Genomic DNA, 26,738 nt, shown 5'->3' on the forward strand with positions numbered 1-26,738 from the left:
TTGTTTCCTCAGTAAGGCGGAACGGTCCCGGATGTGTGACCATCGGTGCATGACTTCGGGCGGTATTCCCCAGGTGGGCCCGCCGTTCCGCGCCGATCACGTCGGGAGCCTGCTGCGGCCCCCGGTGCTGCGTGACGCGCGACGGCGGCACGAATCCGGTGAGATCGGCGCGGAGCAGCTCCGCGCGGTCGAAGACGACGCGATCCGCGACGTGATCAAGATGCAGAAGGCTGCCGGGCTGAGTTCGGCGACCGACGGCGAATTCCGCCGTGCGTCGTGGCACATGGACTTCATCTACGCGCTCGGCGGCATCTCCAAGAGCGACGAGCGGCTGCACGTCAAGTTCCACAACCTGGCCGGTGACCTCGAGTTCAGCCCGCCGGGCCTGCAGGTCGACGGGAAGGTGCGGCTCGACGAGCCGATCTTCGCCGCGCACTTCGAGTTCCTGAAGTCCCATGTGGACGCCGGGGTGACGCCGAAGCTGACCATCCCGTCGCCGAGCATGGTCTACTACCGCGGCGGCCGGGCGGCGGTGAGCGAAAGCGTTTACCCGGACCTGGAAGAGTTCTTCGCCGACCTGAGCGCGGCGTACGCGGCGCAGGTCGCCGCGGTGCACGGCCTCGGCGGCCGGTACCTCCAGCTCGACGACACCAGCCTCGCCTACCTGAACGACCCGGCGCAGCGGGAGCTCGTCGCGCGGATGGGCGGCGACCCGGACACCCAGCACCTGCGCAACATCGCGACGATGAACGCGGCACTGGCCGGCCGTCCCGACGACCTGACCGTGACGACCCACCTGTGCCGCGGCAACTTCCGGTCCTCGTGGGTCGCGTCCGGGAGCTACGAGTTCGTCGCGGAAGCGCTCTTCGGCGAACTCGCCGTCGACGGTTTCTTCCTGGAGTTCGACGACGAACGCTCCGGCGGCTTCGAGCCGCTGCGGTTCGTGCCGAAGGGCAAGAAGGTCGTCCTCGGCCTGGTCACCACCAAGCGACCGGAGCTCGAAGACGCCGACGTCCTGGTGCGGCGCATCGAAGAGGCGTCCCAGTACGTCGACATCGACCAGCTGTGCCTGTCGCCGCAGTGCGGGTTCTCCTCGACCGAAGAGGGCAACGACCTGACGCCGGACGACCAGCTGCGCAAGCTGGAGCTGATCGTGGCCACGGCCGACCGCGTCTGGGGCGGCCGGTGATCACGTGCGTCGTCGACTACGTCATCGACCCCGCCAAGATCGCCGACTTCGAACGCTTCGCCGCCGCGTGGATGCGGCTGGTGCAGCGGGAAGGCGGCGTCCACCACGGCTACTTCCTGCCGTCGGAAGGGGCGAGCGACGAAGCCAGGGCGCTGTTCAGCTTCGAGAGCCTCGCCGCCTACGAGCGCTACCGGACGCTGTTCGGCGTCGACCCGGACTTCATCGAGGCCGACAAGATCCGCGAGGAAAGCGGCTGCGTGGTGCGGTACCGGCGGTCGTTCATGCGCCCGCTCCTGCCCGACGACGACCTCTGACGTGCGCCACGGCGCGCGGCGCCCGACGTCGGTCGTGGACCGCGTCCTCGACCTGCTGGGCGCCTTCACGGCCGAGCGGCCGCGGCTGACGCTGTCCGAGCTCAGCCGCCGCGTCGGGCTGCCGCTGTCGACCACGCACCGGCTGGCCGGCGAGCTGACCCGGCGCGGGGCGCTCGTCCGCGACGAAGCGGGCGTGTACCGCGTCGGGCTGTGGCTGTGGGAGGTCGCGTCGCTGGCGCCGCACGGGGCCGAGCTGCGGGAGAGCGCGATGCCGTTCCTGGAGGACCTCTACGAGGCCACCCACCAGAACGTGCAGCTCGCCGTGCTCGACGGGGCCGAAGTCGTCTACGTCGAACGGATTTCCGGCCGCGGCGCGGTCAACGTCCTGACGCGGGTGGGCGGCCGGCTGCCCGCGCACGCCACCGGCGTCGGGCAGGTGCTGCTCGCGCACGCGCCCGCCGAGGCGCAGGAGGAGGTGCTGGCCGGGCCGCTCAAGACGTTCACGCCCAAGACGATCGGCTCGGCCGCGCAGCTGCGGCGCGTGCTCGCCGACGTCCGGCGCGACGGCTACGCGATCAGCGACGGCCAGATCGAGCTGATCGCGCTGTCCGTGGCGGCCCCGGTCTACGACGCCACCGACGAAGTGGCAGCGGCCATCTCCGTCGTCGTCCCGGCGACGGGGACGGACCCGCGGACGCTGGTCCCGGCCGTCCGGGCGGCGGCGCGGGGGATTTCGCGGGTGCTGGGGGCACCGCGCGCGCTGCGTTCGGCAGGCGGCCGCGAGTAGCAGTCTGCCGCTGCTCGACGATCCAGGGCCGCTTGTGATCGGATGGCGGACATGGGTGCACAGAAGACGGTTCTCGTCGTCGGGGCGGGGCAAAGCGGGTTCCAGGCCGTGGCGTCGCTGCGGGATCGCGGCTTCGACGGCCGGGTCGTGCTGATCGGGGACGAGCCGGGCGTGCCGTACCAGCGGCCGCCGCTGTCGAAGGCCTACCTGGCCGGGACCGCCGGGCTCGACCAGCTGCACCTGCGCGGCGCGGACTTCTTCACCGAGAAGGACATCGAGCTGGTCGCCGGGCGGGTCGCTTCGCTCGACCGGGCCACGTCGAAAGTGCAGCTCGAAGACGGCCGCGAACTCGGCTACGACCACCTGGTCCTGGCCACCGGCGCCCGCAACCGCGCGCTGCCGGTGCCGGGCGCGGACCTGCCGGGCGTGCTGGCCCTGCGTACCCGCGACGACGCCGACCGCCTCCGCGAATCGCTGGCGCACGCGGAAAACGTCGTCGTGGCCGGTGGGGGCTTCATCGGGCTGGAGTTCGCGTCGCACGCCGGCCGCCCGGTGACGGTCGTCGAGGCGCAGGACCGGCTGCTCAACCGGGTCGCGACGCCGGAGGTCTCCGCCTACTTCGCCGCGCTGCACCGCGAAGCCGGGCACACGGTGCTGCTGGGCCAGGGCGTTTCGGCGCTGCACGGCGACTCGCGGGTGCGCGAGGTCGAGCTCTCCGACGGCACCCGGCTGCCCGCCGACCTGGTCGTGATCGCCGTCGGCGTCGTGCCCGAGACGACGCTGGCCGTCGAGGCCGGGCTGCCCGTGGACAACGGCGTGGTCGTCGACGCGCACCTCCGGACGGCGGACGAGAAGATCTTCGCCATCGGCGACTGCGCGAACTTCCCGTGCGTGCAGGCGGGCGTGGCGACCCGGCTGGAGTCCGTGCAGAACGCCGTCGACCAGGCCCGCAGCGTGGCCGCGGCGATCACCGGGACCCCCGAGCCGTACGCGAGCCTGCCGTGGTTCTGGACCGACCAGTCGGGCGCGAAGCTGCAGATCGCGGGCATCCTCTCCGGCGCCGACAAGACGGTGGTGACGGGCGACCGGGCCGCGGGCAAGTTCTCGGTGCTGTCCTTCCGCGACGGCGTCCTGATCGCCGTGGAGTCGGTGAACCGGCCCGCGGACCACATCGCGGCGCGGCGGCTGTTCACCGCTGATCCGCACCCGCGGTACGCGGACCTCGAGCTGAGCGAGTTCGACTTGAAGGCCCACCTGAAGGCCGCGTCAACTCGCGGTTGACGCACGAACATCGTCAACCTACAGTTGACGGCATGGACCTTCCCGCCAACGTCAAACTCGACGACCTCATCAGCGCGATCAAGAGCAACAACGACAAGGACGCCCTCGCCCAGCTGACCGACGCGGTCTACGTCGGCCAGCACCTCGGTGAGGTGGCCGACCACCTGATCGGCCACTTCGTCGACCAGGCCCGGCGCTCCGGCGCGTCCTGGACCGACATCGGCGCCAGCATGGGCGTCACCAAGCAGGCCGCCCAGAAGCGGTTCGTGCCCAAAGTCGATCCCGGGGGTGACCCGGGCGGCGCGATCGAACGCGTCTACGGCCGCTACACCGACCGGGCCCGGCACGTCGTGGTCGAGGCGCAGAAGGCGGCGGTCGACAACGGCAGCCCGTTCATCGACACCGTGCACATCGTGCTGGGCCTGCTCACCGAACCCGCGGCGCTCGCGGCGGGCGCGATCCTCGCCCAGGGCGTGCAGCTCGACGCCGTCCGCGAAGCCGCCGAAGCGCGGCTGCCCGAGGCGGTCGTCCCCACGCCGGACCCGATGCCGTTCTCGCCCGCCGCCAAGAAGACCCTCGAGCTCACCATGCGCGAAGGGCTGCGGCTCGGGCACAACTACATCGGCACCGAGCACATGCTGCTGGCGCTGCTGGAACAGGCCGAGGGGAGCGGGTTCGAGGTGCTCGACGGTCTCGGCGTCAAGAAGGACAAGGCCGAGGCGAAGATCCAGGAGGTGCTGGCGGAGATCCTCGCCGCCCGCGGGCAGTGAGACTCCTCCTGGCCGCCGCGCTCCTCGCGCTGGTGCTGGTGACGCTGCTCTGATCGGGATGGACCAGGGGGTTTTCCCGATCAGAGCAGCACCGGATCAGGCGCCGGACTCCGGGCGGCCGTCGGCGGCCCAGGCGGTGTGGAACGAGCCTTCGCGGTCCACGCGGCGGTAGGTGTGGGCACCGAAGAAGTCGCGCTGGCCCTGGACCAGCGCCGCCGGCAGCCGGTCGGCGCGGAGGCCGTCGTAGTACGCCAGCGCCGTCGAGAAGCCCGGCGTCGGGATGCCGAGCTTGACCGCCGTCGAGATCACCGAGCGCCACGAGTCCTGCGCGTCCTCGACCGCCTTGCGGAAGCCGCCGGACGTCAGCAGTGTCGGCAGTTCCGGCTCGTCGGCGTAGGCCGAGGTGATGTCGTTGAGGAACTTCGCGCGGATGATGCAGCCGCCGCGCCAGATCGAGGCGACCTTGCCGAGGTCGATGTCCCAGCCGTACTCGGTCGCGCCGGCCTGGATCTGGTTGAAGCCCTGGGCGTAGGCGACCACCTTCGACGCGTACAGCGCCTGCTCGACGTCGTCGGCGAAGCTGTCCAGCGCCGAGCCGGACAGCGGTGCCGCCGACGGGCCGCCGAGGCCGCGGGCCGCCGCGCGCAGCGGCTTCGAGCCGGACAGCGAACGCGCGAAGACGGCTTCGGCGATGCCCGAGATCGGGACGCCGAGGTCGAGGCCGATCTGCACCGTCCAGCGGCCGGTGCCCTTCTGCTCGGCGGCGTCCTCGACGATGTCGACGAACGGCTTGCCGGACGCGGCGTCGACGTGCGCGAGCACGTCGGCGGTGATCTCGATCAGGTACGAGTCGAGCCGCCCGGTGTTCCACGTGCGGAAGACGTCGGCGATCTCGGCGGGTGCGTAGCCGCCCGCGTGGCGCAGCAGGTCGAACGACTCCGCGATCAGCTGCATGTCGGCGTACTCGATGCCGTTGTGCACCATCTTCACGAAGTGGCCGGCGCCGTCCGCGCCGATGTGCGTGCAGCACGGCTCGCCGTCGACCTTGGCCGAGATGTCCTCGAACAGCGGGCCGAGCGACTCGTACGACTCCTTCGAGCCGCCGGGCATGATGCTCGGCCCGTGCAGCGCGCCTTCCTCGCCGCCGGAGACGCCGCTGCCGACGAAGTGCAGCCCGCGCTCGCGCAGCGCCTTCTCGCGGCGGCGCGTGTCGGCGAAGTGCGCGTTGCCGGCGTCGATGATCACGTCGCCCTCTTCGAGCAGCGGCGCGAACTCGTCGATGACGGCGTCCGTCGGGCCGCCGGCCTTGACCATGATCACGACCTGGCGGGGCCGCTCCAGCGCGTCGACGAACTGCTGGGCGGAGTACGCCGGGATGAAGTCGCCTTCGTCGCCGAACTGCTCCACCAGTGCGCGGGTCCGCTCCTCGGAGCGATTGTGCAGGGCCACCGTGTGCCCGTGCCGGGCCAGGTTGCGGGCCAGGTTGCGGCCCATGACCGCCAGGCCGGTGACCCCGATGCTCGCCTTCTTGCTCATCCGCATCCTCTCGAAGACTCTCTCGATTCAGACCCTAGTCCGATCGAGGCCTCATGGGAGGTACGGAGCTGCGGCTCACGCAGTTCAGGAGAAGCAGCGGATGGGGCCCCGGTTGATCGCCACCATGTCCGTCACAGCGGCGGCCAGATCGATCTGAGCACCCCATTCGGCGCCGTCGAGCTCGGCGTACGCGCGGTGCAGGTTGCCCGGCAGCCGCTCCTGCTCGCTCATCGCCGCGAAGTCACCCAGATCGGTGTCCTTCGCCACTTCGAGCGGGGACAGTCCGGCGGCCTTCCCGCGCTCGGCCGTCTCCTGGACGAACTCGAGGTAGGCGTCCACGGTGTCGACGACGTCGAGCCCGCAGGCCGGCCCGTGCCCGGGCAGGATCACTTCCGGCTCCAGCTCCCGGATCACGTCGAGCGCCTGGCGCCAGCCGGCCACCGAGCCCATCAGCGCGAACGGGCTGCCGCCGTTGAACACCAGGTCACCGGCGTAGAGGACGCGCTGCTCCGGCAGCCAGACCAGGACGTCGTTGGTCGTGTGGGCGGCGTGGCCCGGGTGGATCAGCTCGAGGGTGGTGCCGCCGGCGTGCACGGTCAGCCGGTCGTCGAACACGACCTCCGGCGGCCGCGCCTCGAGCTGGCCCCAGTCGCTGCCGACGAAGATGCCGTCGAACGTCTGGATGCCCTCGGCGACCAGGAGCTCGCGGGTCTTGCGGTGGCCGACCACGGTCGCGGTCGTGACGAGGTAGTTGCCGTTGGTGTGGTCGCCGTGGTGGTGGGTGTTGACCAGCGTCGTCACCGGGCTGCCGGTGGTGGCCTCGACGGCGGCGAGCAGCGCGCGCGTGCGGCGCTCGGTCGAGCAGGTGTCGACGAGGACGGTGTGGTCGCCGGCGTCGACGAACCCGCAGTTGTTGATGTACCAGGAGCCGTCCGGCTGGACGTAGCCGTGGACGTTGTCAGCCAGGCGGGTGACGGCGGCGGCGGAGGGCGAACGATCGGTCACGGCGCCCACTATGCCGCAGTGCGCTGCCCGCCGGTCGGCGTAAAGGTCACGAATCCGCTGGTCCAGGCGAGTGAACCCCTGAGTGACTGGCATTCTGCGACGTTTCCTGGAACGCTGCGCGATGTCATCATCGAGATCCGCAAGGTGAAGCACTAACCTGGGTGGGTTCGATAGTTCGCGCGCGACGGCGACCGGGAGGCCGCCGTCGCTTGGTAGTGGTCCGGGAGAGCAGGGCGATGGCCAGCACCGTCACCTCGCGCCGGAAGCAGCTCGGGAACGAGCTCCGGCATGCCCGCACCGCGGCGCGGATGACACAGCAGCAGGTCGCCGAGGTCCTCGGCTGCACCCAGGGCAAGGTCAACAAGATCGAGTCCGGTGCCGTCGGGGTGAAGCTCGGGGATGTGCGATCCATGCTGAACGCGTTCGGGATCAACGGCGAAGAAGCCGACACGCTGATGAACCTGGCGCGGGCCGCCGCCGGGCAGCGCGGCCACTGGTCCGGCTACCGCTCGGTGGTGCCGCACTGGTTCCGCACGTTCACCGACCTCGAACCCGCGGCCGCGGAGATCCTCACCTGGCACGGCGAGCGCATCCCGGGCCCGCTGCAGTCCGAGCACTACATGCTCAAGCAGTTCACCGAGGCCGGCGCCACCGACGTGACGTCGCTGGTGCGCAACCGCCTCGACCGCAAGGCCGTGTTCGAGCAGCAGCAGCCGCCGTACTACCGGTTCATCATCAGCGAAGGCGCGCTGCGCCGGGCGCCCGGCGGGTACGCGCCCGCCGTGATGCTGGACCAGGTCGAGCACCTGCTTTCGCTGGAGCGCCACCCGCGGGTGTACGTCCACGTACTGCCCTTCGGCGCCCGGCTCGCCGCCGTGCCCAACGACTTCACGATCATGCGCTTCCCGGACCGCACCCGGGACTTCGTCTACATCGAGCACTCCGCCGGTGGTCTGTACCTCGACGACGTCAAGGACTTCAACATCTTCGTCGACTCGTGGGACCGGCTGCGCGGCGCCGCGCTGGAGCGGCAGGAGACCCGGCAGTTCCTCAAGGAGCTTGCGGAGGGTTACCGCGCCCAGATGCAGCAGATCCAATAGGGCGAACGGCCGCCTCAGCTATCGAGTCCGGTGAACAACTTTCGGTAGAGTCGTTCCGTTGCGCTGGAATCCCCCGGAAGTGGACATCGTGGACCCCGACTTCCTCCCCGACGCCGTCGACCTCGACCGGCCGAACGTGGCGAGGATCTACGACTGGGCGCTGGGCGGCACCGCGAACTGGGCGATCGACCGGCAGTACGGCGAGCAGGCGGTGCAGGCGTTCCCGCTGGCCAAGGCCCTCGCCCGGAGCAACCGCGACTTCCTCGGCCGCGCCGTCCGCTACTGCCTCGCCGAAGGCATCACGCAGTTCCTCGACCTCGGCTCCGGCATCCCGACCGCGGGCAACGTGCACGAGGTGGCCGACGACCACGCCGACGACAGCCGGTGCGTCTACGTCGACAACGAACCCGTCGCCGTCGCGCACGGGCGCATCCTGCTGGAGGAAACCGGCGACCCCGATCGCCACGCCGTGCTGCACGCCGACCTGCGCGACGCCGAAGAGGTGTGGGAAGCCGCGCTGGCGACCGGCGTGCTCGACCCGGACCAGCCGCTGTGCCTGCTGAGCGTGGCGGTGCTGCACTTCCTGCCGGACGTCACCGGCGTCCGCGAAGCGATCCGCGACTACCGGACGCTGCTGGCGCCCGGATCGGCGTATGTGCTCTCGCACGCGACCGAATCCGGCGTCGAGGGGGAGGAGCTCGCCCAGATCCGGCGGCTCGTGAAGCTGTCCGAGCGGTCGAGCTCGCCCGCGGTTTCCCGGTCGCTCGACGAGATCGCCGCGTTCTTCGGTAACTTCGACGTCGTCGAGCCCGGGATCGTGCCTGTGGGAGAGTGGCGCCCCGAGCCCGGCGCCGCCACGGTCCCCCTCGCGAGCGTGGTCGGCGGTGTCGGCCGCAAGCGTGAAGGACGGTTCGCATGACGACGCAGGACCCCGAGGCCCCCGAAGGCGTCGACCTCGAGCGGCCGAACGCGGCCCGCATCTACGACTGGTTCCTCGGCGGCGACGCCAACTGGGCCATCGACCGGCAGTTCGGCGAGCAGGCGGTCAAGGCCTTCCCGATGATCAAGACCGTCGCCCGGGTCGGCCGCGACTTCCTCGGCCGCGGCGTCCAGTACCTGGCGCGCAACGGCGTCGACCAGTTCCTCGACCTCGGCTCGGGCGTGCCGACGGTCGGCAACGTCCACGAGGTCGCCGCCGAGGTGAATCCGGACGCGCGGTGCGTGTACGTCGACAACGAACCCGTCGCGGTCGCCCACTCCCAGGTCCTGCTGGAGAAGGAGGGCGTCGCCGACCGGCACGCGGTGCTGCAGGGCGACCTGCGCGACCCGGCCGACATCTGGAAGCGCGCGCTCGACACCGGTGTCCTGGACACCAACCGCCCGATCGGCCTGATCATGGTCGGCGTCCTGTACTTCCTCGGCGAGGACGAGCCGGTCGCCCAGACCATCCAGAAGTACCTGTCGCTGCTGCCGTCCGGCTCGTACTTCCTGTCCTCGCACCTGACGAGCGACGGCATGGAAGCGATGGCCGACGCCGGCAGCCGCGAGACGATCATCAAGCAGTACAAGCAGTCGAGCACCCCGATCCACCTGCGCAGCCGCGCGGAGTTCACGACGTTCTTCGAGGGCTTGGAGCTGGTCGAGCCGGGCATCGTCTACCTGCCGGAGTGGCACCCGGAGGAGATCGAGTCCCGGGCCACGCGGAAGCTCGCGAACGACCCGGCGTTCGTCGGCCACATCTGCGGCCTCGGCCGCAAACCGTGACGCCCTACGACGCGGTCGCCGTCCAGTACGCGGAGTTCGTCGGCCCGATCTGGGCCGACGACCCGCTGGACCGGGCGGCTTGGACGGCGTTCGCCGACTACACCCGCGGTCGCGGCCCGGTCGCCGACCTGGGCTGCGGGCCCGGCCACCTCACGGCTTTCCTGACGGAGCTGGGCCTCGACGCATCCGGCGTCGACCTGTCGCCGGTGATGGTCGAGCTCGCCCGTGCCGCGCACCCGGACCTGCGCTTCGACGTGGGTTCGATGGCGGCGCTGGACATCGCCGACAGCTCGCTCGCCGGCATCCTGTCGTGGTACTCGGTGATCCACACGCCGCCGGCGGAGCTGCCGGGCTACTTCGCCGAGTTCGCGCGGACGCTGGCCCCGGGCGGGGTGCTGCTCCTCGGCTGCTTCGAGGCCGACGGCGACGAGGTGACGACGTTCGACCACAAGGTCACCCTCGCGCACCGCTGGCCCGTGGCCGAGCTGGCCCGGCTGGGCGCCGCGGCGGGGCTCGTCGAGGTGGGGCGGATGCACCGCGAGCACACGGAAAGCGAGCGCCCCTTCCGCCAGGGTCGCTTGCTGCTGCGGAAACCGTAGCCCGCACGCGCGAGAGCCCCGGTCCCATCAGGGAACCGGGGCTCTTTTCGTGGTGGTGGAGCAGTTCAGGCGCGGGAGCCGATGCGGCCGCGCAGCAGCGGGGCCAGGTCGATCGACGCCTCCAGCGGCCGCGTGGTGCGGACGCCGTCGGAGTAGCGCTGCAGCGGGAGGTCCTGGTCGGCCGCCCACGTGGTGGTCTTGCGCAGTGGTGCCTGGATCAGGCTGAAGCCGAAGCGGTTGCGCAGTTCGTCGCCGATCCCGCGGCGACCACGGTGCTCTTCGTCTTCACGGCGGAAGAGCGAGTTCATTCGGACGGCCATCGTCTACACCCCCAGCTCTCGTCGCGGTGCCCGGGCGGGCTCGCCGCCGGTCAGTCCGAGACAGGGTTCACACGGCATGCCGGCCCCGGGGACCAGCCATTCGACGTCTTGACGGGAAAGCGCTTCCCCGCATCTGGTTCGGATCAGCTCGGTGTCGGTCGCGGCGGCGTCCAGCGCGAAGACGTGGACCACCCGGCGGGCTTCGCCGGTGGTTCCCCTGGCGAGCCTGCCCACGACGAGCACGCCCGGTGGCGCGCTGTCCTCGACGATCACGCTGATCCTCCCCCATGAGGTTCCCGCGGTGGTTTGGTGCTTCGGTTTCGGCCGCTTCGGCGTCGCTCGGGGACCGCCCGCCGCGTGCAGGCAGTCGTTCACCGACGCCGGCGCCCCGGCCGATGCGATTAATCCTACTCCTGGAATAATCTTCATGTCGAGGCCGAAGCTAGTTGATCACCCGCTTGGCCCTGCGGTCTAGGCCATTGAGACACTGAGTAGCCGGGAACGGGTGCTTTCGACCAGGTCGCGGCCGCACCCCCCATCGAACCTCGGAGGTACGACCCATGGCGGATTATCCGTCGTTCGCGGATTACGATCCGAACACGGCCGTGTCCCTGTTCCAAGAGGCCGAGTGGGAGAAGTCCTTCGCGAGCGAACCCAACGGCGGCAGCTGCGTGGAGGTCAACCTGGGCCGCGAAGGCCTCATCGGCGTCCGGGACACCAAGCTCCCCACCAGCCCCGTTTTCGTTTTCGACCCGGCCGAGTGGGAAGCGTTCTTGATCGCGGTGAAGGCCGGGCAGTTCGACCTGCCGGCCTGATCCCTCACCCGCGCAGGTGATCATGGTCACCCGCTTGAGCACTCGAATGGCGAAGGCCCCCTTCCCCGTCCTCTGCGGTGAAGGAGGCCTTCGCGGCGCTCCGGATACGGCCGGCAGCCGAATGTGAGCGGAATCTCACCCGGTTGCCGGAAGCTCCCCGCCCCGCAACCGGCTCCGGGTGCGGCGCCACGCCAGCACGACCAGCACCACCAGCCCGATCAGCGGGAGCGTGCTGATCGCCCAGCTCACGCCCATCGGCGGGCCCGGCTGTTCCAGCACCGGCAGCGCGCGCAGCTCGCCGGTGCCGGGCCCGGCGGGACCGTTGACGGCGAAGCGGAGCGTCCACGCGCCCGGGCGCGGCATCGACCGGACGTCGAGGCCCCAGACGTCGAGCTTGCGCGGGTGCCGGACCAGCGGCTGCTTCCGGTTCGCCCCGCCTTCCGGGTTGACCATGGTGAGCGTGCCGGACTTGCCTTCGATCCCGCCGTCGGGGACGAAGGTGAAGTCCAGCGACTGCATGGCCTTCAGCGGCCAGGTGCTGAACCCGACCGTCAGCCCGTACGGCCCGGCCTGCACCCGTTCGGTGTGCACGATGTTGACTGGCTCGTAGGCGTTCGCCGGCGCCGCGGTGGCGAACAGCAGCCCGGCGACAGCGGCCAGGGCGAGCAACGTCTTACGCATCAGCGGTTTCCCCCTTCTTCGCGGGCGCCAGCAGGCAGAGCATCCCGCCGAACCGCCACCCGGCGAACCCGCCGAGCAGCCCCAGCAGACCGCTGACCACGGCGGTCGTCGTCAGGTACCAGGCCGGTGGCACGTGCGCGCCGGTGTAGAGCATCGCCCGCTGCAGCGGCAGGCTGAGCCCGATCAGCAGCCCGGCGGCGCCGCCGACGACCACCGAAACGCGGCCCGCGCGCCACCCCCGGCGCCGGCCGGCCAGGTAGCCCAGCTCCATCAGCGCGGCCACCGGCAGCAGCGCCATCGGCGTCAGCGACGGCATTTCCGGCACGCCGGAGATCGCGTCACGCATCGGCAGGCCGACGAGGTCCGCGTACGCCTGGGCCGCCCACGGCGAGAACCACCAGAAGACCGCCTGCACGGCCGCGACCATCGCCGCGGTGCCGAGCGCGCCGCCCGGACGGCGGAAGAACCCCGCGCCGACCGCGACGAGCAGCACCGCCATCATCGAGCAGCCGATCGACACGGCGTCGGCGTAGTCGTCGGGCACCTGCTGCAGCCCGAGCGCCAGCACCGGCCCGAACGTCAGCAGCACGGTCAGCGAAGCCAGCGTGCCGACCCGGCCCCAGCGGTGCTCCCGCGCCGCGGCGAACACCGCGGTCGTGCCGATCAGCGACACCGTGATCGACAGCAGCAGCCCGATGTGCGGCGGCGAGTCGATGACCGCGTCGAAGCCGTAGAGCCCGTGCCACCACTGGTCCCACAGGCCGTACAGCAGGAACGTGGCCGCGCCGACCCCCGAGACGAGGTAGCCGACCGGCGCGGCGAACGTCTTGCCGAAGACGTTGACCACGCGCCCGCCGACCCGCGGGTCGACCGGGCGGCCCGCGCGCCGCGCCGCCGTGGTCAGCAGCACGACGGCGAGGCTCGCCAGGCCGACGACCGCGCTGCCCGCGTACAGGAACAAGTGCGGCAGCGTGAAGAACGTGTCCGGCCCGACGTCGCTGTGCCACTGGATGTCCCAGGTCAGCCCGACCAGCGACAGCAACGACCCCCCGAGCACGACGTTCGCGGGCAGCAAGCCCGTTCGCGCCGGTTTCGCGACCGACGCCGTGCGGACGCCGGATGCGGTGAGATCCATTTCCCCCGACCCTCCTTTAGTTGACGAGCAACGGAAAGACGACTTGCGCGGCCCCGCCCGGCCCGCGCAGCGAGACGGTGATCTCCCACTGCCCCGCCATCGGCAGCCCGACGTCCGCGGCGCGGAAGCGGCCGGGTCCGTCCGGCCCGGCGGCCACCGGCGGGAACGCGTGCCCCATCTGCGCCATCACCGGCGCGACCGTGACGGAGTCGGGCGCGGGCCCGGTCACCGCGACCGCGAACGTGTTGCCGCCGATGCGCGGCCGGTCCGCGGAGAACTGGACGGTGTAGGGGCCCGAAACCGCCTGCTGCGTGGTGGGTTTCGCAGTGCCGCCCGGCCAGAGCAACCACGTGAGCAGGCCCGCGGCGACGACGGCGACCGCCGCGATCAGCGCGGTCGGGCGCCTCACCGGCCGGCTCCGGTCGTCGGGACGTCCACCACGGCGGGGACGGTCAGCACGCGGTAGCCGCGCTCGGCCTGCAGCCAGATCCGGTACCGGCCGGGCGCGGCGAAGGTGTAGGTGAAGGCGACGTCGGGGCCGTAGGCGGCGACCGTCTCGTCGGGGCGGTCGAGCTGGCCGGCGACCGGCGGGATCATCGCGTGGACGTGCGCCCACGTCGGTGCCTTCGCGGCGCTTTCCCCGACCGGGCCGGTGATCGGGCCGGTGACGATGAGGTGGCCGAGCATGCCCAGCCACGGCTGGAGGTCCTGGGTCCGGAAGTGCGCGGTGATCGTCGTCGGCGTGCCGGGGGTGATGCTCAGCTCCACCGGGGTGCCGTCGATCGTCCGCGGGCCGGGGCCGGGTGGTTCGGGCGCGGGGGCGGCGGTGCCGGTCAGGTCCACAGTGGACCGGACGAGCTGGACCCCGCCGCCGCGCCGGGCGAGTTCCGCGGCGACGGCGTACGTCCCCGGTTCCGGATCGGCGACGCGGACGCGGTAGCCGCCCGGGCCGACGCGCACCGGGTGCAGGTGGCTCAGCCGGCCGGACGGCGAGACCAGGACCAGGTGCACGAGCGCGTTGTCGTGCACCAGCAGGTCGTCGACTGGGCGGCCGGTGGCGCCGTCGGTGAGGCCGAGCGCCAGCTCACCGCGTCCGGAGTGGACGGTGAGGTTCACCGGCGGCCGCGAATAGTCCACTGTGGACAACGGCGCGGCGCCGTACGGGTCGGTGACGTTGTCGAACGTCGGATCGAGCTGGCTACCGGGTGCGGGCGGCGGGGGAGTGCTCGCCGACAGCAGCGCACCGGTGACGGCGACGGCGAGCGCGGCGACCACCCCGCCCGCCGGGATGAGGGCGTACGCCGTGCGTTTCGCCCGGACCCCGACGAGCAGGGCCAGCAGCAGGAACGCGCCCGCCGCGACGAACCCGCCGTAGGTCGCCCGTTCCCACGGGGGCACCACGCGCGCCGGGACGAGGAACGGGATCGTCGCGGCCGGGCCGGTGCCGTCGCTCAGCGACAGCAGCCACGGCCCCGGTTTGTCGACTCGCAGATCTCCCGCGTACACCCCGGGTTCGGCGCCGAGGACGACGTCGGTCCGCGCGCTCGGGATGCCGTCGGCGGCCACGGTCAGGTGCAGCGTGCCGGGCGGGCTGCCCCGGTGCGTCACGACGTCGACCCGCAGCGGCGACGGCGTCGTGTCGACCCGGCGGATGATCACGGTGAGCTCGCGCGCGCCGAGCGTCTGCGCCACCTGGACGTCGGTGCCGCCCGGCGCGCCGTCGGCGTGCGCGGTCCCGCCGCCGGCCGCGATCCCCAGTACGGCCAGCAGCATCAGCAGTGCCGCTTTCGATTTGGTCCCCATCGTGGTCCGAACCTAGCCAGGGCGGCCGGCGGCGGGCGTCACGGCGGCGAGGGAATCCCGGTCCCCAGTGCGGGGGACCGGCGCCCCCGGTGGTCTCAGGGGTCGAGGAATTCCCGCAGGTGGGCGACCACTTCGCCGGGCTGTTCCTCGGGGAGGAAGTGGCCGCAGTCGGCGAGGGCGGTGCCGGTGGCGCCCGGCGCGTACTCCCGCCAGATCTCGAGGGTGGGCAGGGTGCCGAGCAGGCCGTTCGCGCCCCAGAGGGCGAGGAGTGGCTGGGTGGCGCGCTTCCCGGCCTCGAAGTCGGCGTCGTCGAGCTCGGCGTCGTCGGGGAAGGAGGCGCGGTAGTCGTCGAAGCCCGCGCGGAGGGCGCCGGGCTGGGAGAACGCGCGGACGTACTCGGCCTGGGCTTCGGCGTCGAGCGCGTGGCGCTGGTGGGTCCAGCGCTCGAAGAAGTAGCCGAGGTAGCCGGCGACGTCCCGGCCGGCGAGGAGCTCGGGCAGGTCGGGCTGGAGGTGGAAGAGCCAGTGCCAGTAGGCCTTGGCGATGCCGGTGTCGAGGCGTTGCCACATCGCGCGGGTGGGGGCGATGTCGAGGACGGCGATGCGGCTGACCTGATCCGGGCGGTCGAGGGCCCAGCGGTGGGCGACGCGGCCACCGCGGTCGTGCCCGGCGACGGCGACCCGTTCGAAGCCGAGGTGCGTCGCGAGCGCGGCGATGTCGGCGGCCATCGTGCGCTTGTCGTAGCCGGTCTTCGGTTTGTCGGTGCGGCCGTAGCCGCGCAGGTCGGGCGCGATGACGGTGTGCGTCTCGGCGAGCGGCCCGATGACCTGCCGCCAGCAGTGCGACGTCTGCGGCCAGCCGTGGAGGAGGAACAGGGGCGGGCCGTCACCGGCCTGCAGGAAGTGCATCCGGAGCCCGTCGACATCTTCTAACCGGTTCATGGGGTTAGACAGTAGCGCTGCTTCTAACTGTCTTCAAGGGTTAGAGTGTTCGTCATGGAGTGGGCCTTCGACGGCGGGCGGCCGTGCCTCGACCTCGTCAACACACTGCGCAGCCGGTACGCCGAGGGGGTGGAGCTGCTGACCGGGCCGGACGCGCTGGCGGAGTGGCTGTCCCGTGCGGGTTTCACGACGGGGCCGGTCCCGGTGACGGCCGGGAACGTGCTGGCCGCGAAGGCGCTGCGGGAGGCGATCGACCGGGTGCTGCTGCCGGCCGGGACGCCGTCGGAGATGGACATCGAGCTGGTGAACAACGCGGCGGCCTCGGCGCCCGCGCCGCCGCCGCGCCTGACGTTGGTGGACGGGGTGCTGCGCCGCGAGGTCCCGGCCCCCAAGGACCCGGTGGCGGCGGCGTTCGCGGCGTTGGCGGCGGACGCGATCGACCTGGCGGCGGGCGGCGCTTCGGTCCGGGTGTGCGCGGCGGACGACTGCGGGGTGCGGTTCTGCGACGCCTCACCGCGCCGCAATCGGCAGTGGTGCTCGATGTCCCGCTGCGGGAACCGAGCGAAGGCCCGCGCCCACTACGCCCGGGTCAGCGGCCGCGAGGACTGACGTGGGGGCGCAGGTGGTCGTGAGTGTTCGCTGAGCCGGGACCGTTGCCGCCGATCAGACGCTCGTAAACCCCGGGGTGGGCGCGGAACCAGACGTTCAGCTTGCCGATCCAGCGCATGTGCGCCGTCCGCAGGCCGACCGGGAGCGGGGCCGAGACCAGCCGCACCGCCCGGGCGAAGCGGTCGAAACGGCGCTGGTCACGCGCAGTCCACGGGAGCCCGAGCCGCTCCCGCAACAGCGGCGGCACCGTGGCCCGGATCAAGAACACCTGCCCCCGCGCCTGCGCCCGCCGCAGGGGACGCCACCACCGGTCCGGCAGCCAGCCGACCGGCTTCCGCACCGTCTCGATCGTCTCGAAGAGCTGCTCGATCGCCGGATTCCCGGCGAACCCCGCCACCATCTCGTCGTAGTAGCGGGAAAACGCCGCCCAGTCCGGCGGCAGATCGCGCTCCCGCACCCCGAGCAGCCGGCCGATGCCGCACATCTGCGCGTAGTACTCGTCAAGCTCCGAAGTGGACAGTGGGCGGCCGAAGAACCGTTGCGCGTCCACCGGAACCATCACCAAAGTCGCGTGCACCCACGCGTACGCCAGGGGATCGAGCGCGCTGTACCGGCGGCCGTCCGGCAGGGAGCCCACGAACGAGCGGTGCAGCGCCCGCAGCCGCGCCGCCTCCACCCGCGCACCGGAAACCCCGCCGTACACGTAGATCGACAGCGACGCGCCCGTCCGCATCAGCCGTGTCCACGGGTCCTCCGTGTAGTCCGAATGCTCACGCACCCCCGCCGCGACCACCGGGTGCGCCACCTGCAGCACCAGCACCTGACCCGCCAGGAGCGCGTCGCGGAAGTCGCCGAAGTACTTCCACGCCGCCGTCCCGCGGACGATCGGCGGGGCCATCAAGCGCCGCGGACGAGCATCATCAGGGGGATCGCCACCGGGGTGTCCGTCTCGCCCGTCGCCAGGCGGCGCAGCTGGAGCCCGGCGATCAGGGCCACCACCGGTCCGGCCAGCCGCGCCGGGTCGGGGACCTCCAACGCGGTCAGGATCATCACGGCCAGCTCGTCGTACGCCGCGAAGCAGCGCGCGGAGGCTTCCTGCAGCTCGGGATCGCGGGCCGACTGCAGGTACAGCTCGTGCGCGCCGAGCTCGTCGGCGCCGAACGGCAGCTGCGCGATCACGTGCTCCACCACCGACGCCGCCTGCTCGAGGCTCAGGCCGGCCGCGCGGTAGCCGTCGACGATCGCGCCGAGCTTCGCCGTCTCCTCCTCGACGAACAGCAGCATCGCCTCGCGCAGCAACGCCGTCTGGCTCGGGAAGTGGTAGGTCAGCGTGCCGAGCGAGACGCCGGCGGCGGCCACGATCCGGCGGTTCGTCAGCCCGCCGACCCCGTGCTCGCCGACGACCGTCAGCGCGCCGCGCAGGATGGCTTCCCGGGTGCTTACCAGCTTGTCTCGGGATGCCGCTCCGGCCACCGTTCGACCTCTTCCAGTTGCGCGGCGAGGGAGATCAGCCGCTCCTCGGCGTGCGACGGGCCGAGCAGTTGCGCGCCCAGCGGCAGCCCGCCGGCCGTCTGCCCGGCCGGCACGTTGACCCCCGGCCAGCCCAGCACGTTCCACGGCCAAGCGTACGGGCAGGCGGCGATCATGGCCTGGTCGGTCTCCCAGCCGGACAGCCCGTCGAACGTGCCGATCGGCGGCGGCGGGGTCGCGGTGGTCGGGGTCAGCAGCACGTCGACGCGGCCGAAGACCGAGCCGATCCGCCGGTGCAGTCCCGGCTCGAGCGCGCGGGCGAGCCGCAGCGCGGGACCGGCCAGCAGGCGGCCGTGCCCGGCGTTGCTGCGCGTGCGCGGGTCGAGCCCGGCGCGGTCGGGCACCCGCAGCGTCCAGTCGCGGACGCCGGTGAGCGAGCGCGGCAGGAACGTCAGGCCGATCAGCCCGTAGTCCGGCTCGACTTCGACGATCTCGTGGCCCAGCCCGGCGAGCGACTCGGCGAGCCGGCGCACGGAGGCTTCGACGACCGGGTCGAGCCGGGTCTTGGTGGCGGTGAACGGGATCCGCGTCGACAGCCCGATCCGCAGCCGGCCGGGTTCGCGCGCGGCCGCGGTCCGGAACGTCGTGCCGGTCGCGGCGACGACGTCCAGCAGCAGGGCGGCGTCCTCGACGGTCCGGGCGAGCGGGCCGAGCACGGTCAGGCCGTGGAACAGCTCGCCGTCGGTCGGGATCCGGCCGCGCTGGGTCTTGATGCCGACCAGCCCCGTCCACGCGGCCGGGATGCGCACCGAGCCGGCGCCGTCGGAACCGAGCGCGGCCGCGATGACCCCCGACGCCACCGCGGCCGCGCTCCCGCCTGAAGAACCCCCGGGGGTGTGGCCGAGGTGCCACGGGTTGCGGGTCGCGCCGAAGGCCGGGCCCTCGGTGAACGGCCACTGGCCCAGCTCGGGGGTGTTGGTCTTGCCGATGATGACGGCGCCGGCTTCGCGCAGCAGCGCGACGGCGGGCGCGTCGGTGGTGGCGCACGGGAACTCGCCGGCGCAGCCGAACGACGTGGGCAGCCCGGTGAGGTCGACGTCGTCCTTGATCGCGACCGGCACGCCGAGCAGGGGCGCGCGGTCGCCGGCCTCGAGCCGTGCGTCCGCCTCGGCCGCTTCGGCGAGCGCCGCGTCGTCGCGCAGGTGCCGGAAGGCGTTGAGGACCGGCTGGCCGGCGTGCGCGCGCCCGAGCGCGGTCGCGGTCAGCTCGGCTGAGGTGACTTCCCCGGCGGCGAGCCGCGCGGCCTGCGCGGCGAGACCGGTGAAGTCCAGGCTCGTGGCGGTCATGGCGCCTCCCGAGTTCTCGTTCGTTCGAACGAACGTTACCGGATACCGATGGTTTCCGGCTACTCCCGCGGCGCTCTAGAGTGAGCTGATGACGTTCGACTTCGCCGGTTTCCCCGCCGCCGCCCTCGACGCGATCCCCCGGGTCGACCTCGGCGGCTGGCCGACCCCGCTGCACGAAGCGCCCCGGCTCGGCGAAGCCCTCGGCCTGCGGAACCTCTGGCTCAAGCGCGACGACGTCCACCCGCTCGGCGCCGGCGGCAACAAGCTCCGCAAGCTCGAATACCACCTCGGCGCGGCCCGGCAGGCGGGTGCCGGCACCGTGATCACCTTCGGCGCGCTGCAGACCAACCACGGCCGCCAGACCGCGGCCGCGTGCGCGAAGCTCGGGCTGCGCTGCGAACTCGTGCTGACCGCGAAGGTCCCGCGCGACGGCGACGCCTACGAACGCGGCGGCAACATCCCGCTCGACAAGCTCTTCGGCGCGACCGTCCACGTCTGCGCCGACGGCGAAGAGACCGGCCGGGTCTACGACCGCCTGGTCGCCGAAGCCGCCGCCGAGGGCCGGAAGGTCGCCACGATCCCGGTCGGCGGCTCGAGCGACCTCGGCGCGCTCGGCTACGTCCGCGCCACCCTCGAACTGGCCCACCAGCTGGCTGAGCGCGGGGTCGAGCGCGCCCACCTCGTCGTCCCGCACGCCAGTGGCGGCACCGCGGCCGGTGTCGTGCTGGCCACCGCGCTCCTGAAGAACCTCGGCGTCGGCGTCGCCTGCGTCAGCCACCCGCTGGACGAGGCGACCGAGAACCTGCGCGAGCTCACCACCGGCGCGGCCGAGCTGCTCGGCCTCGAACCGCCGTCGCTCGACCACGTCCGGCTGGGCGACTCCACGCTCGGCCCCGGTTACGGCATCCCGACCGACGCCGTCTGGGACGCGCTACGGCTTTTCGGCCGCACCGAGGGCGTCGTGCTCGATCCGGTCTACACCGGCAAAGTGGCCGCCGCGCTGGTCGAATGGGCGGGGCATTTCGCCCCGGACGACCACGTGGTGTTCCTGCACACCGGCGGCATGCCCGGCCTGTACGGCTACGGCCCCGAATTTGCGGCGGCCGTCGAAGGCTGATTCGAGCCGGGTCGCCAGCCGCAGCAGCGTCAGCAGCAGGGCGACGTCGGCGAGCAGCAGCACCCGCTGCGTGACGCCGATCGGGACGACGTCGGAGATCACGCCGAACGGCTCGACGCCGGCCTCGCTCAGCCGCACGAAGACGAAGCTCAGCGCGAAGAGCGCGAACGCCGCGGCGGTGACCCGGATCGCCCAGACCAGCGCGACGCGTTCCGGGTGACCCTTCAGCGGTTCCAGCAGCGAAAACGCGGCGCCGGGCAGGCTGCAGAACGCGACCAGGCACGCGTAGAGGTGGATCTCCCCGCTCACCGGGTCCGGCGCTTCGGGGTAGCTCGCCGGGAAGATCGCGGCCGCGGCCATGCCGAGCGCCCACAACGCGAGCAGCAGCCGGGTCGTCCGCGACAGCGGCACCCCGGCGACCTGCAGCGCGCCGAGCACCGCGAGCGACCCGATGGCCAGCGACAGCACGCTCGCGCCGAGCATGCCCTCGCCCCGGTCGGTCACCGTGTAGCTCGACAGCGTGTCGTACACCGGGTCGTGCGAGCTGATGATGTGCAGCACCACGGCCGTGAAGAGCCCCCACCCGATCGCGCCCAGCGCGACGAGCCGCCACGGTCTCGTGCGTTTCCCCTGTTCCGTCCCCATGCCGTCCAGGTTCTCGGAGAACGGGACGGCGCGTGATCAGGGAAGACCCTGAATTCCCCCGGAGGTGAAGTCGACCAGGACGAGCGCCTGGTCGTCGTGGCGCTTCGGCCGCGGCCAGCGTTCGCCGTCGGGATCCTGCTTCTCCGCGGTCCGGACGGCGTCCAGGACGGCGTCCGGCCCCTCGGTGCGGGCGCTCGCGAGGACCTCGCGCCAGCCGAACAGCTCGTACTGGTCGACGCCGATGGACACGCCGTCGCTGGCGAGCAGCACGGCTTCGACGTCGGCCCGCGGCCAGCTGCGGCGGACGGCGTGCGCGGCGGCACCGGGTTCGGCTTCGGCGACCCAGAAGCCGTCGTGGGCGTTGCGGCGGCGGCGGACGTCGGCGCCGGTCTGGAGCAGCCCGTGCCGCCGCAGCCGGGCGAGCCGGTCGTCGGAGACGACGTCGACGCCGAAGCCGCCGAACCCGACCACCGGGCTGTCGGCCAGCACCAGCGCGTCGACGCGGTCTTCGAGCCACCGCACGGCGGCGACCGTGCTGGACGGCGACTGCCGCGGCCGGAGCCGGTTTTCCGCGGTGACCTCGCCGATCGCGCGGGTCAGCGCCTCGGCCAGGTCGGCTTCGGGTGCGGCGCGGAGGCCGTCGCCGAGGTGGCGGGCGAGGCGCTCGGCGTACCAGCCGCCGGGGGGCAGCGAGGGGTCAGACGAAGTGGCGCCGTCGAGCACCAGCACCGCGTTGGCCAGCACGACGACGTGGTCTTCGGTGGGGCGTGGGTGGCCGTCGGCGCCCACCCCGGCCCGCTCGGCGATCGAGATCTCGGGCATCACCCGACTGTACGTCGACCCTCCGGCGGCTTCGCGCTGAGCGTGTCAACTTCGGTTGACACGCTCGCCATGTCAACGTAGGTTGACGTCATGACGGAAGCGACGGATTTGGCCGCCCGGGCGGGTGATCGCGATCCCCGGGTGGGGCTGCGCGCGGTCGCCGCGCTCCGGCGGCTGCTGGAACAACTGGAGGCCGTGCAGGTCCGCAGTGCGCGGGTGCAGGGCTGGTCGTGGCAGGAAATCGCCGCCGAGCTGGGGGTCAGCCGGCAGGCCGTGCACAAGAAGTACGGGAGGCACTGATGTTCGAACGGTTCACGGCGGACGCGCGGCTCGCGGTCGTCGAGGCGCAGCTGGTGGCACGGGCGTCCGGTTCAGTCGAAGTCGGACCGTCGGACCTGCTGGCCGGGCTGCTCAAGACCGGCGTGCCGCTGCTCACCGAGCTGGGCATCGCCACCGACGACCTGGCCGCGGAGCTGGAGCGGACCCGGCGCCGCGGCGGGGTCAGCGACGCCGACGCCGAGGCGCTCACGGAGTTCGGCATCGACATCGAGCAGATCGTCGAGCGCGTCGAGCAGACCCACGGCGAAGGGGCGCTCGCCGGCCGGCTCGGCCCGGCCAAGCGCGGGCACGTCCCGTTCACCGCCCAGTCGAAGAAGACCCTGGAGCTGAGCCTCAAGGAAGCGGTGCGGATGGGGGACAAGCACCTGGGGCAGGAGCACATCCTCCTGGCGCTGGCCCAGCAGCGGGGCACCGACGACGTGCTCGCCCGGCGCGGCGCCGACTACGCGACGCTGCGCCGGGTCGTCCAGGAGCGCAAAGCGGGTTAAGCGGCGGGCTCGCGCCACACCACGAACGGCAGCAGCGCCTGGGTGAGCGGGCCGATCGCGAGGGCGTAGAGCACGGTGCCGACGCCGACCGTCCCGCCGAGGAAGAACCCGACGACGACCACGGCGACCTCGATGCCGGTGCGCACCAGCCGGACCGACCAGCCGGTGCGGCCGGCGAGGCCCGTCATCAGGCCGTCGCGCGGGCCGGGGCCGAGCCGGGCGCCGACGTAGGTGGCGGTCGCGACGCCGTTGAGCGCGATGCCGCCGACCAGGAGCGCGATCTGCCAGGCCAGGTCGCGCTGGTCGGGGACCACCGCGCGGACGGCGTCGACCATGACCGAGATGACGACGACGTTCGCGATGGTGCCGATGCCGGGCCGCTGGCGCAGCGGGATCCACAGCAGGAGCACGACCACGGAGATCAGGCCGGTCACCGTGCCGAACGTCAGGCCGGTGTGCTTCAGCACGCCTTCGGCCAGCACGCTCCACGGCTCGAGGCCGAGGCCGGCCCGGGTGACGAGGGCGACGCTGGTGCCGTAGAGGGCGAGGCCCGCGAGCAGCTGCACGCTGCGGCGGACGGGGTCACGGGTGATCCGGACGGGCCGGAGGTCGATCTGAGCCACACCTGCACTATCCGCCGCAAGTGGCCTTGTAAACCATAGCCAATTCCAGGATATTGGCCTTATGGAAGCCGCAGTCCCACTGGGTGGACGTATCTCCGGGCCGCGATTGGCCGTCATGCTGGGGTCCTGGCGGCAGGGCTCCCGGCAGGGCGCGGCCGACCTGGCCGCGGCCATCGAGCTGCAGGTGCTCGACGGCCAGCTCCCGCTCGGCACCCGGCTGCCCGCCGAACGGGAGCTGGCCGACGCGCTCGGCGCCAGCCGGACGCTGATCGGCGCGGCCCTGGACCGGTTGCGGGAGAACGGGTTCGTCGCGAGCCGGCGCGGGGCCGGGTCGTGGGTCGCCGCGCCCGGACGGCGCCGCCGCGGCCCGCTCGCCCCGGCCGAGGGCGGCGCGATCGACTTCACCCACGCGTCCTCGCCGGCGATCGCGGGCACGGCGACGGCGGTCGACGCGGCCCGCGCCCGGCTCGCCGACCACCTCGGCGACCACGGCTACCAGGAGCGCGGCCTGCTCGGCCTGCGCGAGCGGATCGCCCGCCGCTACACCGAACGCGGACTGCCGACGACCCCCGCGCAGGTCATGGTCACCAACGGCGCGCACCACGCGTTCGTGCTGGTCCTGCGCATGCTCGCCGGCCCGGGCGACCGGGTGCTGGTCGAGCAGCCGACGTACCCGAACGCGCTGGAGGCGATCCGGGCCGCGCACGCCATCCCGGTGCCGGTCGCTCTCGACCCGAGCGGCGAGCGCGGCTGGGACATCGCCGGCGTCGACGCGGCGCTGCGGCAGGCGTCCCCGCGGTTCGCCTACCTCGTCGTGGACTTCCAGAACCCGACCGGCCTGCGCCTCGACGCGGGCGGCCGCGAACGGCTCGGCGCGGTGCTGAACCGCGCGCGGACGCCGGTGGTCGTGGACGAGACGCTCGTCGAGCTGGACCTCGAGGGCGATCCGCTGCACGGGCCGCCGCCGCCGCTGGCCGCGTTCGCCGGCGACCTGGCGATCTGCGTGGGCTCGGCGTCGAAGACGCACTGGGGCGGGCTGCGGCTCGGCTGGATCCGCGCGTCGGAGGACCTGCTCGGGCGGCTGGTTTCGGCGCGCTACGCGGTCGACCTGGGGTCACCGGTGTTCGAGCAGCTGGTGCTGACCGAGCTGCTCGACGACGAGACCGCGCTCGCCCGCCGTCGCGAAGAGCTGCACGGCTACCGTGACGCCTTGGCCGAAGCGGTGCACCGGCACCTCCCGGACTGGACGTTCACGCTGCCGAGGGGCGGCTTGTCGCTGTGGTGCCGGCTGCCGGATCCGGTGAGTTCGCGGCTCGCGGTCGCGGCGGCGAGCCACGGCGTCCAGGTGGCGCCGGGCTCGCGCTTCGGCGTCCACGGCGGTCTGGAGCGGTGGATCCGGCTGCCGTTTTCGCTGCCGCCGGAAACGATGGAGCAGGCCGTCCGGCGCCTGCGCACGGCGGAAGCGTCGGTCCGGGGGACGCCGGAGTCGCTGGCCGCGCCGATCGCCTGAAAACGAAGAACCGGTGCGCTGGATGCGAGCCTGCTCCCAGGGATGGGCGGCGTTCACGTGCATCCAGCGCACCGGTTCTCGGTTCACACCCCCGCTCGCGGACGTGACCCCGCTCGCGGGTAACCGCTGGCTTCCCGGCACAGCCCCTCGACGTGCCGGGAAGCCCGCGGCTCAGACGTGCTCTCGGTACTGCGAGTCCTCGCTCGGCGCGGTGAGCAAGGGCTCCCGGAGCGCGTCCGGTGTGGGTCCCGGCGCCGCGGGGGCAGCGCGGCGCCGGGACCGGGATCCGACCCGGCCGGGCGCGGTCGGCCGGTCGGAAAGACTGTGGTTTCGCATGGTTGTGCACCCCTGGGGTACGTCGGGCGCGATAGTGCGCCACGAGACGTGAAAGAGTCACGGGTTGCGTACTGGAGCAGGGGATTCGTCACGCTTCAAAGGCGTGGATGTGCGTCCGGTTGATCTTGATTTGGACGCAGGTGTCCCCGGCTGCCCGGGTGCGGGGTCAGTCGGGGGAGGTGGTGGGCAGGGCGGCTTCCCTGCCCGCGCCGTCGACGTCGTGGTCGCGGCTGGCACCGATGAGCTTCAGCTGGGTGGTGGTCACGTCGTCGGTGTGGACGGCGAACGCGTGGCGCGCCCCGCCGGGACCGTCGTGACCGGGAGCGGCGGTGGGAGCCGGCGCGCTCGGGGCGGTGCTGCCGCCGGGCAGGCCGGGGGTGGAATCGCCGCCGCCGTCGCGGGCGTGCACGCCGGAGTCGCGCGGCTGGTCCTGCCCGGCCTGCTGCGGCTGCTCGTGCCGGACGACGATGAAGTGCGCGAGGGCCGCGCCGCGGCCGGTGCTCTGCGTCGCGGCTTCAGCGGTCACGGCGTCGGTCGTGGTGGCCGGTGCTTCGGTCGCCGCGACCACGGTGGCCGTGGTCGCGGTCGCGGCCGGGACGGTGGCCGTCGCGCCGCCCGAGTTCGAGCCGCCGTTGAGGATCGGGCCGAGGACGTCGTCAAGCGGGAGCAGGACGGGCGCGTCGGGATTGTCCGCGGGCGGCTGGGTGAGCGGGGCGAGCACCGTGTGGGACAGCGTGTCCGTGACGGCGCCGACCGTGCTGAGGGTGCCGCTGACCGTCGTCGTGACCGTGGAGAGCGTGCCGCCGACAACGTTGAGGACACCGCCGACCAGGCCACCGAGGAGGCCGGGGTTCTGGGTGGCTTCCGTGGTCTTGGTCTTGGCGGCGGGCTGCCCGGCGGTGGTTTCTTCGACGGCCTGGGTCTTCGCGGCCGGCTCGGTCTCGGCGGCCGGCTCGCTGACGGGGTCGGGCTTCGCTTCGGTGGCCGGGGTTTCGCCCGGCTGCTGCGCGCAGGTGGCGGCGCCGGTCTCGCGGTGGCTCTTGCGGTGCTTGTGGTGCAGGAGGGACGGCCGGTCGTGGTCCACAGTGGAGGCTACGGGCGCCTGCGGGCAGGCGGGCTGCTCGGCGGCACCGGCGGTGTTCCCGGACAGGGCCGCGGTGAGCAGCCACCCGGCGAGCGTCAGGCCCCCGGCGACGAGGATCTTGGCGGCGGGCCGCTGCAGCGAAGCCGCCCAGGGCCGCGGCGCGCGCCCGCGCGTACGAGGGGATCCCGGCGACACCTCACCCGCTGTGAAAGCGGGCCGGCTCGGGGCGCCGCGGCGCGAATCCGCCGTGCTGCTCACCGCCACCACCACCGTCCGCGCCTGATGTCTGTACTCGCTGGGGTCTTTCTC

At 72.5% G+C, this 26,738-nt stretch carries 30 protein-coding genes and 1 pseudogene; 15 read left to right on the forward strand and 16 right to left on the reverse strand.

The features are described 5' to 3' along the window. Positions 1-49 precede the first annotated feature (49 nt). From ACLJQM_RS01200 to ACLJQM_RS01220, 5 genes are read left to right on the forward strand one after another with little or no spacing between them, the layout of a single operon-like run. On the forward strand, positions 50-1,189 hold the full coding sequence (locus tag ACLJQM_RS01200) for a 5-methyltetrahydropteroyltriglutamate--homocysteine S-methyltransferase (RefSeq protein WP_360767756.1): 1,140 nt from the start codon (positions 50-52) through the stop codon (positions 1,187-1,189). Beyond that, a complete protein-coding gene (locus ACLJQM_RS01205; protein ID WP_247015554.1) occupies positions 1,186-1,503 on the forward strand; it encodes an NIPSNAP family protein in 318 nt (105 codons plus the stop codon). The genes ACLJQM_RS01200 and ACLJQM_RS01205 overlap by 4 nt, the downstream gene beginning before the upstream one ends. 1 nt (position 1,504) lies before the next feature. Next, a complete protein-coding gene (locus tag ACLJQM_RS01210) occupies positions 1,505-2,290 on the forward strand; it encodes an IclR family transcriptional regulator (protein WP_410629762.1) in 786 nt (261 codons plus the stop codon). A 51-nt stretch (positions 2,291-2,341) separates the two neighbouring features. After that, a complete protein-coding gene (locus tag ACLJQM_RS01215) occupies positions 2,342-3,571 on the forward strand; it encodes an NAD(P)/FAD-dependent oxidoreductase (RefSeq protein WP_410629764.1) in 1,230 nt (409 codons plus the stop codon). 32 nt (positions 3,572-3,603) lie between these two features. After that, positions 3,604-4,341, forward strand: coding sequence for a Clp protease N-terminal domain-containing protein (locus tag ACLJQM_RS01220; RefSeq protein ID WP_410629766.1), 738 nt, complete (start codon positions 3,604-3,606; stop codon positions 4,339-4,341). 96 nt (positions 4,342-4,437) lie between these two features. On the opposite strand, the gene gndA is transcribed toward ACLJQM_RS01220, so the two are convergent. Both gndA and ACLJQM_RS01230 read right to left on the reverse strand, forming a co-directional pair. Further along, positions 4,438-5,877 carry an NADP-dependent phosphogluconate dehydrogenase gene (gene gndA, locus ACLJQM_RS01225; RefSeq protein ID WP_247015546.1) on the reverse strand — a complete coding sequence of 480 codons (1,440 nt, stop codon included), beginning with the start codon at positions 5,875-5,877 and terminating at the stop codon, positions 4,438-4,440. A gap of 84 nt (positions 5,878-5,961) precedes the next feature. Then, positions 5,962-6,882, reverse strand: a complete 921-nt coding sequence (locus ACLJQM_RS01230) for an MBL fold metallo-hydrolase (RefSeq protein ID WP_247015544.1) — start codon at positions 6,880-6,882, stop codon at positions 5,962-5,964. 236 nt (positions 6,883-7,118) lie between these two features. Between ACLJQM_RS01230 and ACLJQM_RS01235 the strand changes: the two genes are divergently transcribed. The 4 genes from ACLJQM_RS01235 to ACLJQM_RS01250 all read left to right on the forward strand — a co-directional run bounded on the left by ACLJQM_RS01235 (position 7,119) and on the right by ACLJQM_RS01250 (position 10,345). Beyond that, a complete protein-coding gene (locus tag ACLJQM_RS01235; protein ID WP_247015542.1) occupies positions 7,119-7,982 on the forward strand; it encodes a helix-turn-helix domain-containing protein in 864 nt (287 codons plus the stop codon). Positions 7,983-8,070: 88 nt separating this feature from the next. Further along, positions 8,071-8,901, forward strand: coding sequence for an SAM-dependent methyltransferase (locus tag ACLJQM_RS01240; RefSeq protein WP_410630271.1), 831 nt, complete (start codon positions 8,071-8,073; stop codon positions 8,899-8,901). Beyond that, positions 8,898-9,746: an SAM-dependent methyltransferase gene (locus ACLJQM_RS01245; RefSeq protein ID WP_247015540.1), complete on the forward strand. Its 849-nt coding sequence runs from the start codon at positions 8,898-8,900 to the stop codon at positions 9,744-9,746. Before ACLJQM_RS01240 ends, ACLJQM_RS01245 begins: the two co-directional genes overlap by 4 nt. Beyond that, entirely contained in the window at positions 9,743-10,345 is a 603-nt protein-coding gene (locus ACLJQM_RS01250; RefSeq protein ID WP_410629770.1) for a class I SAM-dependent methyltransferase, read from the forward strand. Before ACLJQM_RS01245 ends, ACLJQM_RS01250 begins: the two co-directional genes overlap by 4 nt. Before the next feature lie 65 nt (positions 10,346-10,410). Here ACLJQM_RS01250 and ACLJQM_RS01255 read toward each other — a convergent pair whose 3' ends face one another. Continuing rightward, positions 10,411-10,665 carry a hypothetical protein gene (locus ACLJQM_RS01255; protein ID WP_247015535.1) on the reverse strand — a complete coding sequence of 85 codons (255 nt, stop codon included), beginning with the start codon at positions 10,663-10,665 and terminating at the stop codon, positions 10,411-10,413. Between the two features lie 3 nt (positions 10,666-10,668). Next, positions 10,669-10,938, reverse strand: coding sequence for a hypothetical protein (locus tag ACLJQM_RS01260; RefSeq protein ID WP_247015533.1), 270 nt, complete (start codon positions 10,936-10,938; stop codon positions 10,669-10,671). A gap of 287 nt (positions 10,939-11,225) precedes the next feature. Here ACLJQM_RS01260 and ACLJQM_RS01265 point away from each other — a divergent pair, with 287 nt between their 5' ends. Further along, positions 11,226-11,480 carry a DUF397 domain-containing protein gene (locus ACLJQM_RS01265; RefSeq protein ID WP_247015531.1) on the forward strand — a complete coding sequence of 85 codons (255 nt, stop codon included), beginning with the start codon at positions 11,226-11,228 and terminating at the stop codon, positions 11,478-11,480. A gap of 135 nt (positions 11,481-11,615) precedes the next feature. On the opposite strand, the gene ACLJQM_RS01270 is transcribed toward ACLJQM_RS01265, so the two are convergent. The 5 genes from ACLJQM_RS01270 to ACLJQM_RS01290 form a co-directional block, all read right to left on the reverse strand. Next, entirely contained in the window at positions 11,616-12,161 is a 546-nt protein-coding gene (locus ACLJQM_RS01270; RefSeq protein ID WP_410629773.1) for a hypothetical protein, read from the reverse strand. Next, positions 12,154-13,296 (reverse strand): hypothetical protein, encoded by a 1,143-nt coding sequence (locus tag ACLJQM_RS01275; RefSeq protein WP_360767782.1) that lies wholly within the window; start codon positions 13,294-13,296, stop codon positions 12,154-12,156. Before ACLJQM_RS01275 ends, ACLJQM_RS01270 begins: the two co-directional genes overlap by 8 nt. A gap of 16 nt (positions 13,297-13,312) precedes the next feature. Next, a complete protein-coding gene (locus ACLJQM_RS01280) occupies positions 13,313-13,705 on the reverse strand; it encodes a FixH family protein (protein ID WP_410629776.1) in 393 nt (130 codons plus the stop codon). Continuing rightward, positions 13,702-15,099 (reverse strand): hypothetical protein, encoded by a 1,398-nt coding sequence (locus ACLJQM_RS01285; RefSeq protein ID WP_410629778.1) that lies wholly within the window; start codon positions 15,097-15,099, stop codon positions 13,702-13,704. Before ACLJQM_RS01285 ends, ACLJQM_RS01280 begins: the two co-directional genes overlap by 4 nt. 95 nt (positions 15,100-15,194) lie before the next feature. Next, on the reverse strand, positions 15,195-16,040 hold the full coding sequence (locus ACLJQM_RS01290) for an alpha/beta fold hydrolase (RefSeq protein ID WP_410629779.1): 846 nt from the start codon (positions 16,038-16,040) through the stop codon (positions 15,195-15,197). 54 nt (positions 16,041-16,094) lie between these two features. Between ACLJQM_RS01290 and ACLJQM_RS01295 the strand changes: the two genes are divergently transcribed. Continuing rightward, positions 16,095-16,649, forward strand: coding sequence for a CGNR zinc finger domain-containing protein (locus ACLJQM_RS01295; RefSeq protein ID WP_410629781.1), 555 nt, complete (start codon positions 16,095-16,097; stop codon positions 16,647-16,649). Here the strand turns inward: ACLJQM_RS01295 and ACLJQM_RS01300 are convergent. From ACLJQM_RS01300 to ACLJQM_RS01310, 3 genes are read right to left on the reverse strand one after another with little or no spacing between them, the layout of a single operon-like run. Then, positions 16,630-17,547, reverse strand: a complete 918-nt coding sequence (locus ACLJQM_RS01300; RefSeq protein WP_410629782.1) for an oxygenase MpaB family protein — start codon at positions 17,545-17,547, stop codon at positions 16,630-16,632. The two genes, ACLJQM_RS01295 and ACLJQM_RS01300, sit on opposite strands and share 20 nt — an antisense overlap. Continuing rightward, on the reverse strand, positions 17,547-18,122 hold the full coding sequence (locus ACLJQM_RS01305) for a TetR/AcrR family transcriptional regulator (protein ID WP_247015515.1): 576 nt from the start codon (positions 18,120-18,122) through the stop codon (positions 17,547-17,549). The genes ACLJQM_RS01300 and ACLJQM_RS01305 overlap by 1 nt, the downstream gene beginning before the upstream one ends. Beyond that, entirely contained in the window at positions 18,089-19,465 is a 1,377-nt protein-coding gene (locus ACLJQM_RS01310; protein ID WP_360767800.1) for an amidase, read from the reverse strand. Before ACLJQM_RS01310 ends, ACLJQM_RS01305 begins: the two co-directional genes overlap by 34 nt. Positions 19,466-19,553: 88 nt before the next feature. Here ACLJQM_RS01310 and ACLJQM_RS01315 point away from each other — a divergent pair, with 88 nt between their 5' ends. Beyond that, positions 19,554-20,582: a D-cysteine desulfhydrase family protein gene (locus tag ACLJQM_RS01315; RefSeq protein WP_410629783.1), complete on the forward strand. Its 1,029-nt coding sequence runs from the start codon at positions 19,554-19,556 to the stop codon at positions 20,580-20,582. Positions 20,583-20,663: 81 nt separating this feature from the next. On the opposite strand, the pseudogene ACLJQM_RS01320 reads toward ACLJQM_RS01315, so the two are convergent. Both ACLJQM_RS01320 and ACLJQM_RS01325 read right to left on the reverse strand, forming a co-directional pair. Beyond that, a pseudogene (locus ACLJQM_RS01320) lies at positions 20,664-21,227 on the reverse strand (DUF998 domain-containing protein); the annotation flags it as partial. Between the two features lie 36 nt (positions 21,228-21,263). Continuing rightward, positions 21,264-22,049, reverse strand: coding sequence for a protein phosphatase 2C domain-containing protein (locus ACLJQM_RS01325; protein WP_360767805.1), 786 nt, complete (start codon positions 22,047-22,049; stop codon positions 21,264-21,266). A 90-nt stretch (positions 22,050-22,139) separates the two neighbouring features. Between ACLJQM_RS01325 and ACLJQM_RS01330 the strand changes: the two genes are divergently transcribed. Together ACLJQM_RS01330 and ACLJQM_RS01335 are read left to right on the forward strand one after the other, a co-directional pair. Then, entirely contained in the window at positions 22,140-22,349 is a 210-nt protein-coding gene (locus ACLJQM_RS01330; protein ID WP_014154112.1) for a sigma factor-like helix-turn-helix DNA-binding protein, read from the forward strand. Then, positions 22,349-22,876, forward strand: a complete 528-nt coding sequence (locus ACLJQM_RS01335; protein ID WP_410629786.1) for a Clp protease N-terminal domain-containing protein — start codon at positions 22,349-22,351, stop codon at positions 22,874-22,876. The genes ACLJQM_RS01330 and ACLJQM_RS01335 overlap by 1 nt, the downstream gene beginning before the upstream one ends. Here the strand turns inward: ACLJQM_RS01335 and ACLJQM_RS01340 are convergent. Then, the gene (locus ACLJQM_RS01340) at positions 22,873-23,499 is read right to left on the reverse strand and encodes a YczE/YyaS/YitT family protein (protein ID WP_410629787.1); all 627 of its coding nucleotides are present in this window, start codon (positions 23,497-23,499) and stop codon (positions 22,873-22,875) included. The genes ACLJQM_RS01335 and ACLJQM_RS01340 overlap by 4 nt on opposite strands. A gap of 61 nt (positions 23,500-23,560) precedes the next feature. Between ACLJQM_RS01340 and ACLJQM_RS01345 the strand changes: the two genes are divergently transcribed. After that, the gene (locus tag ACLJQM_RS01345; protein ID WP_410629789.1) at positions 23,561-25,009 is read left to right on the forward strand and encodes a PLP-dependent aminotransferase family protein; all 1,449 of its coding nucleotides are present in this window, start codon (positions 23,561-23,563) and stop codon (positions 25,007-25,009) included. Positions 25,010-25,511: 502 nt separating this feature from the next. Here ACLJQM_RS01345 and ACLJQM_RS01350 read toward each other — a convergent pair. After that, positions 25,512-26,687, reverse strand: a complete 1,176-nt coding sequence (locus tag ACLJQM_RS01350; protein WP_410629791.1) for a hypothetical protein — start codon at positions 26,685-26,687, stop codon at positions 25,512-25,514. Positions 26,688-26,738: the final 51 nt, after the last annotated feature.

The organism is Amycolatopsis sp. cmx-4-83, from assembly GCF_046548815.1.
In the GTDB taxonomy this organism is placed as follows: domain Bacteria; phylum Actinomycetota; class Actinomycetes; order Mycobacteriales; family Pseudonocardiaceae; genus Amycolatopsis; species Amycolatopsis pretoriensis_A.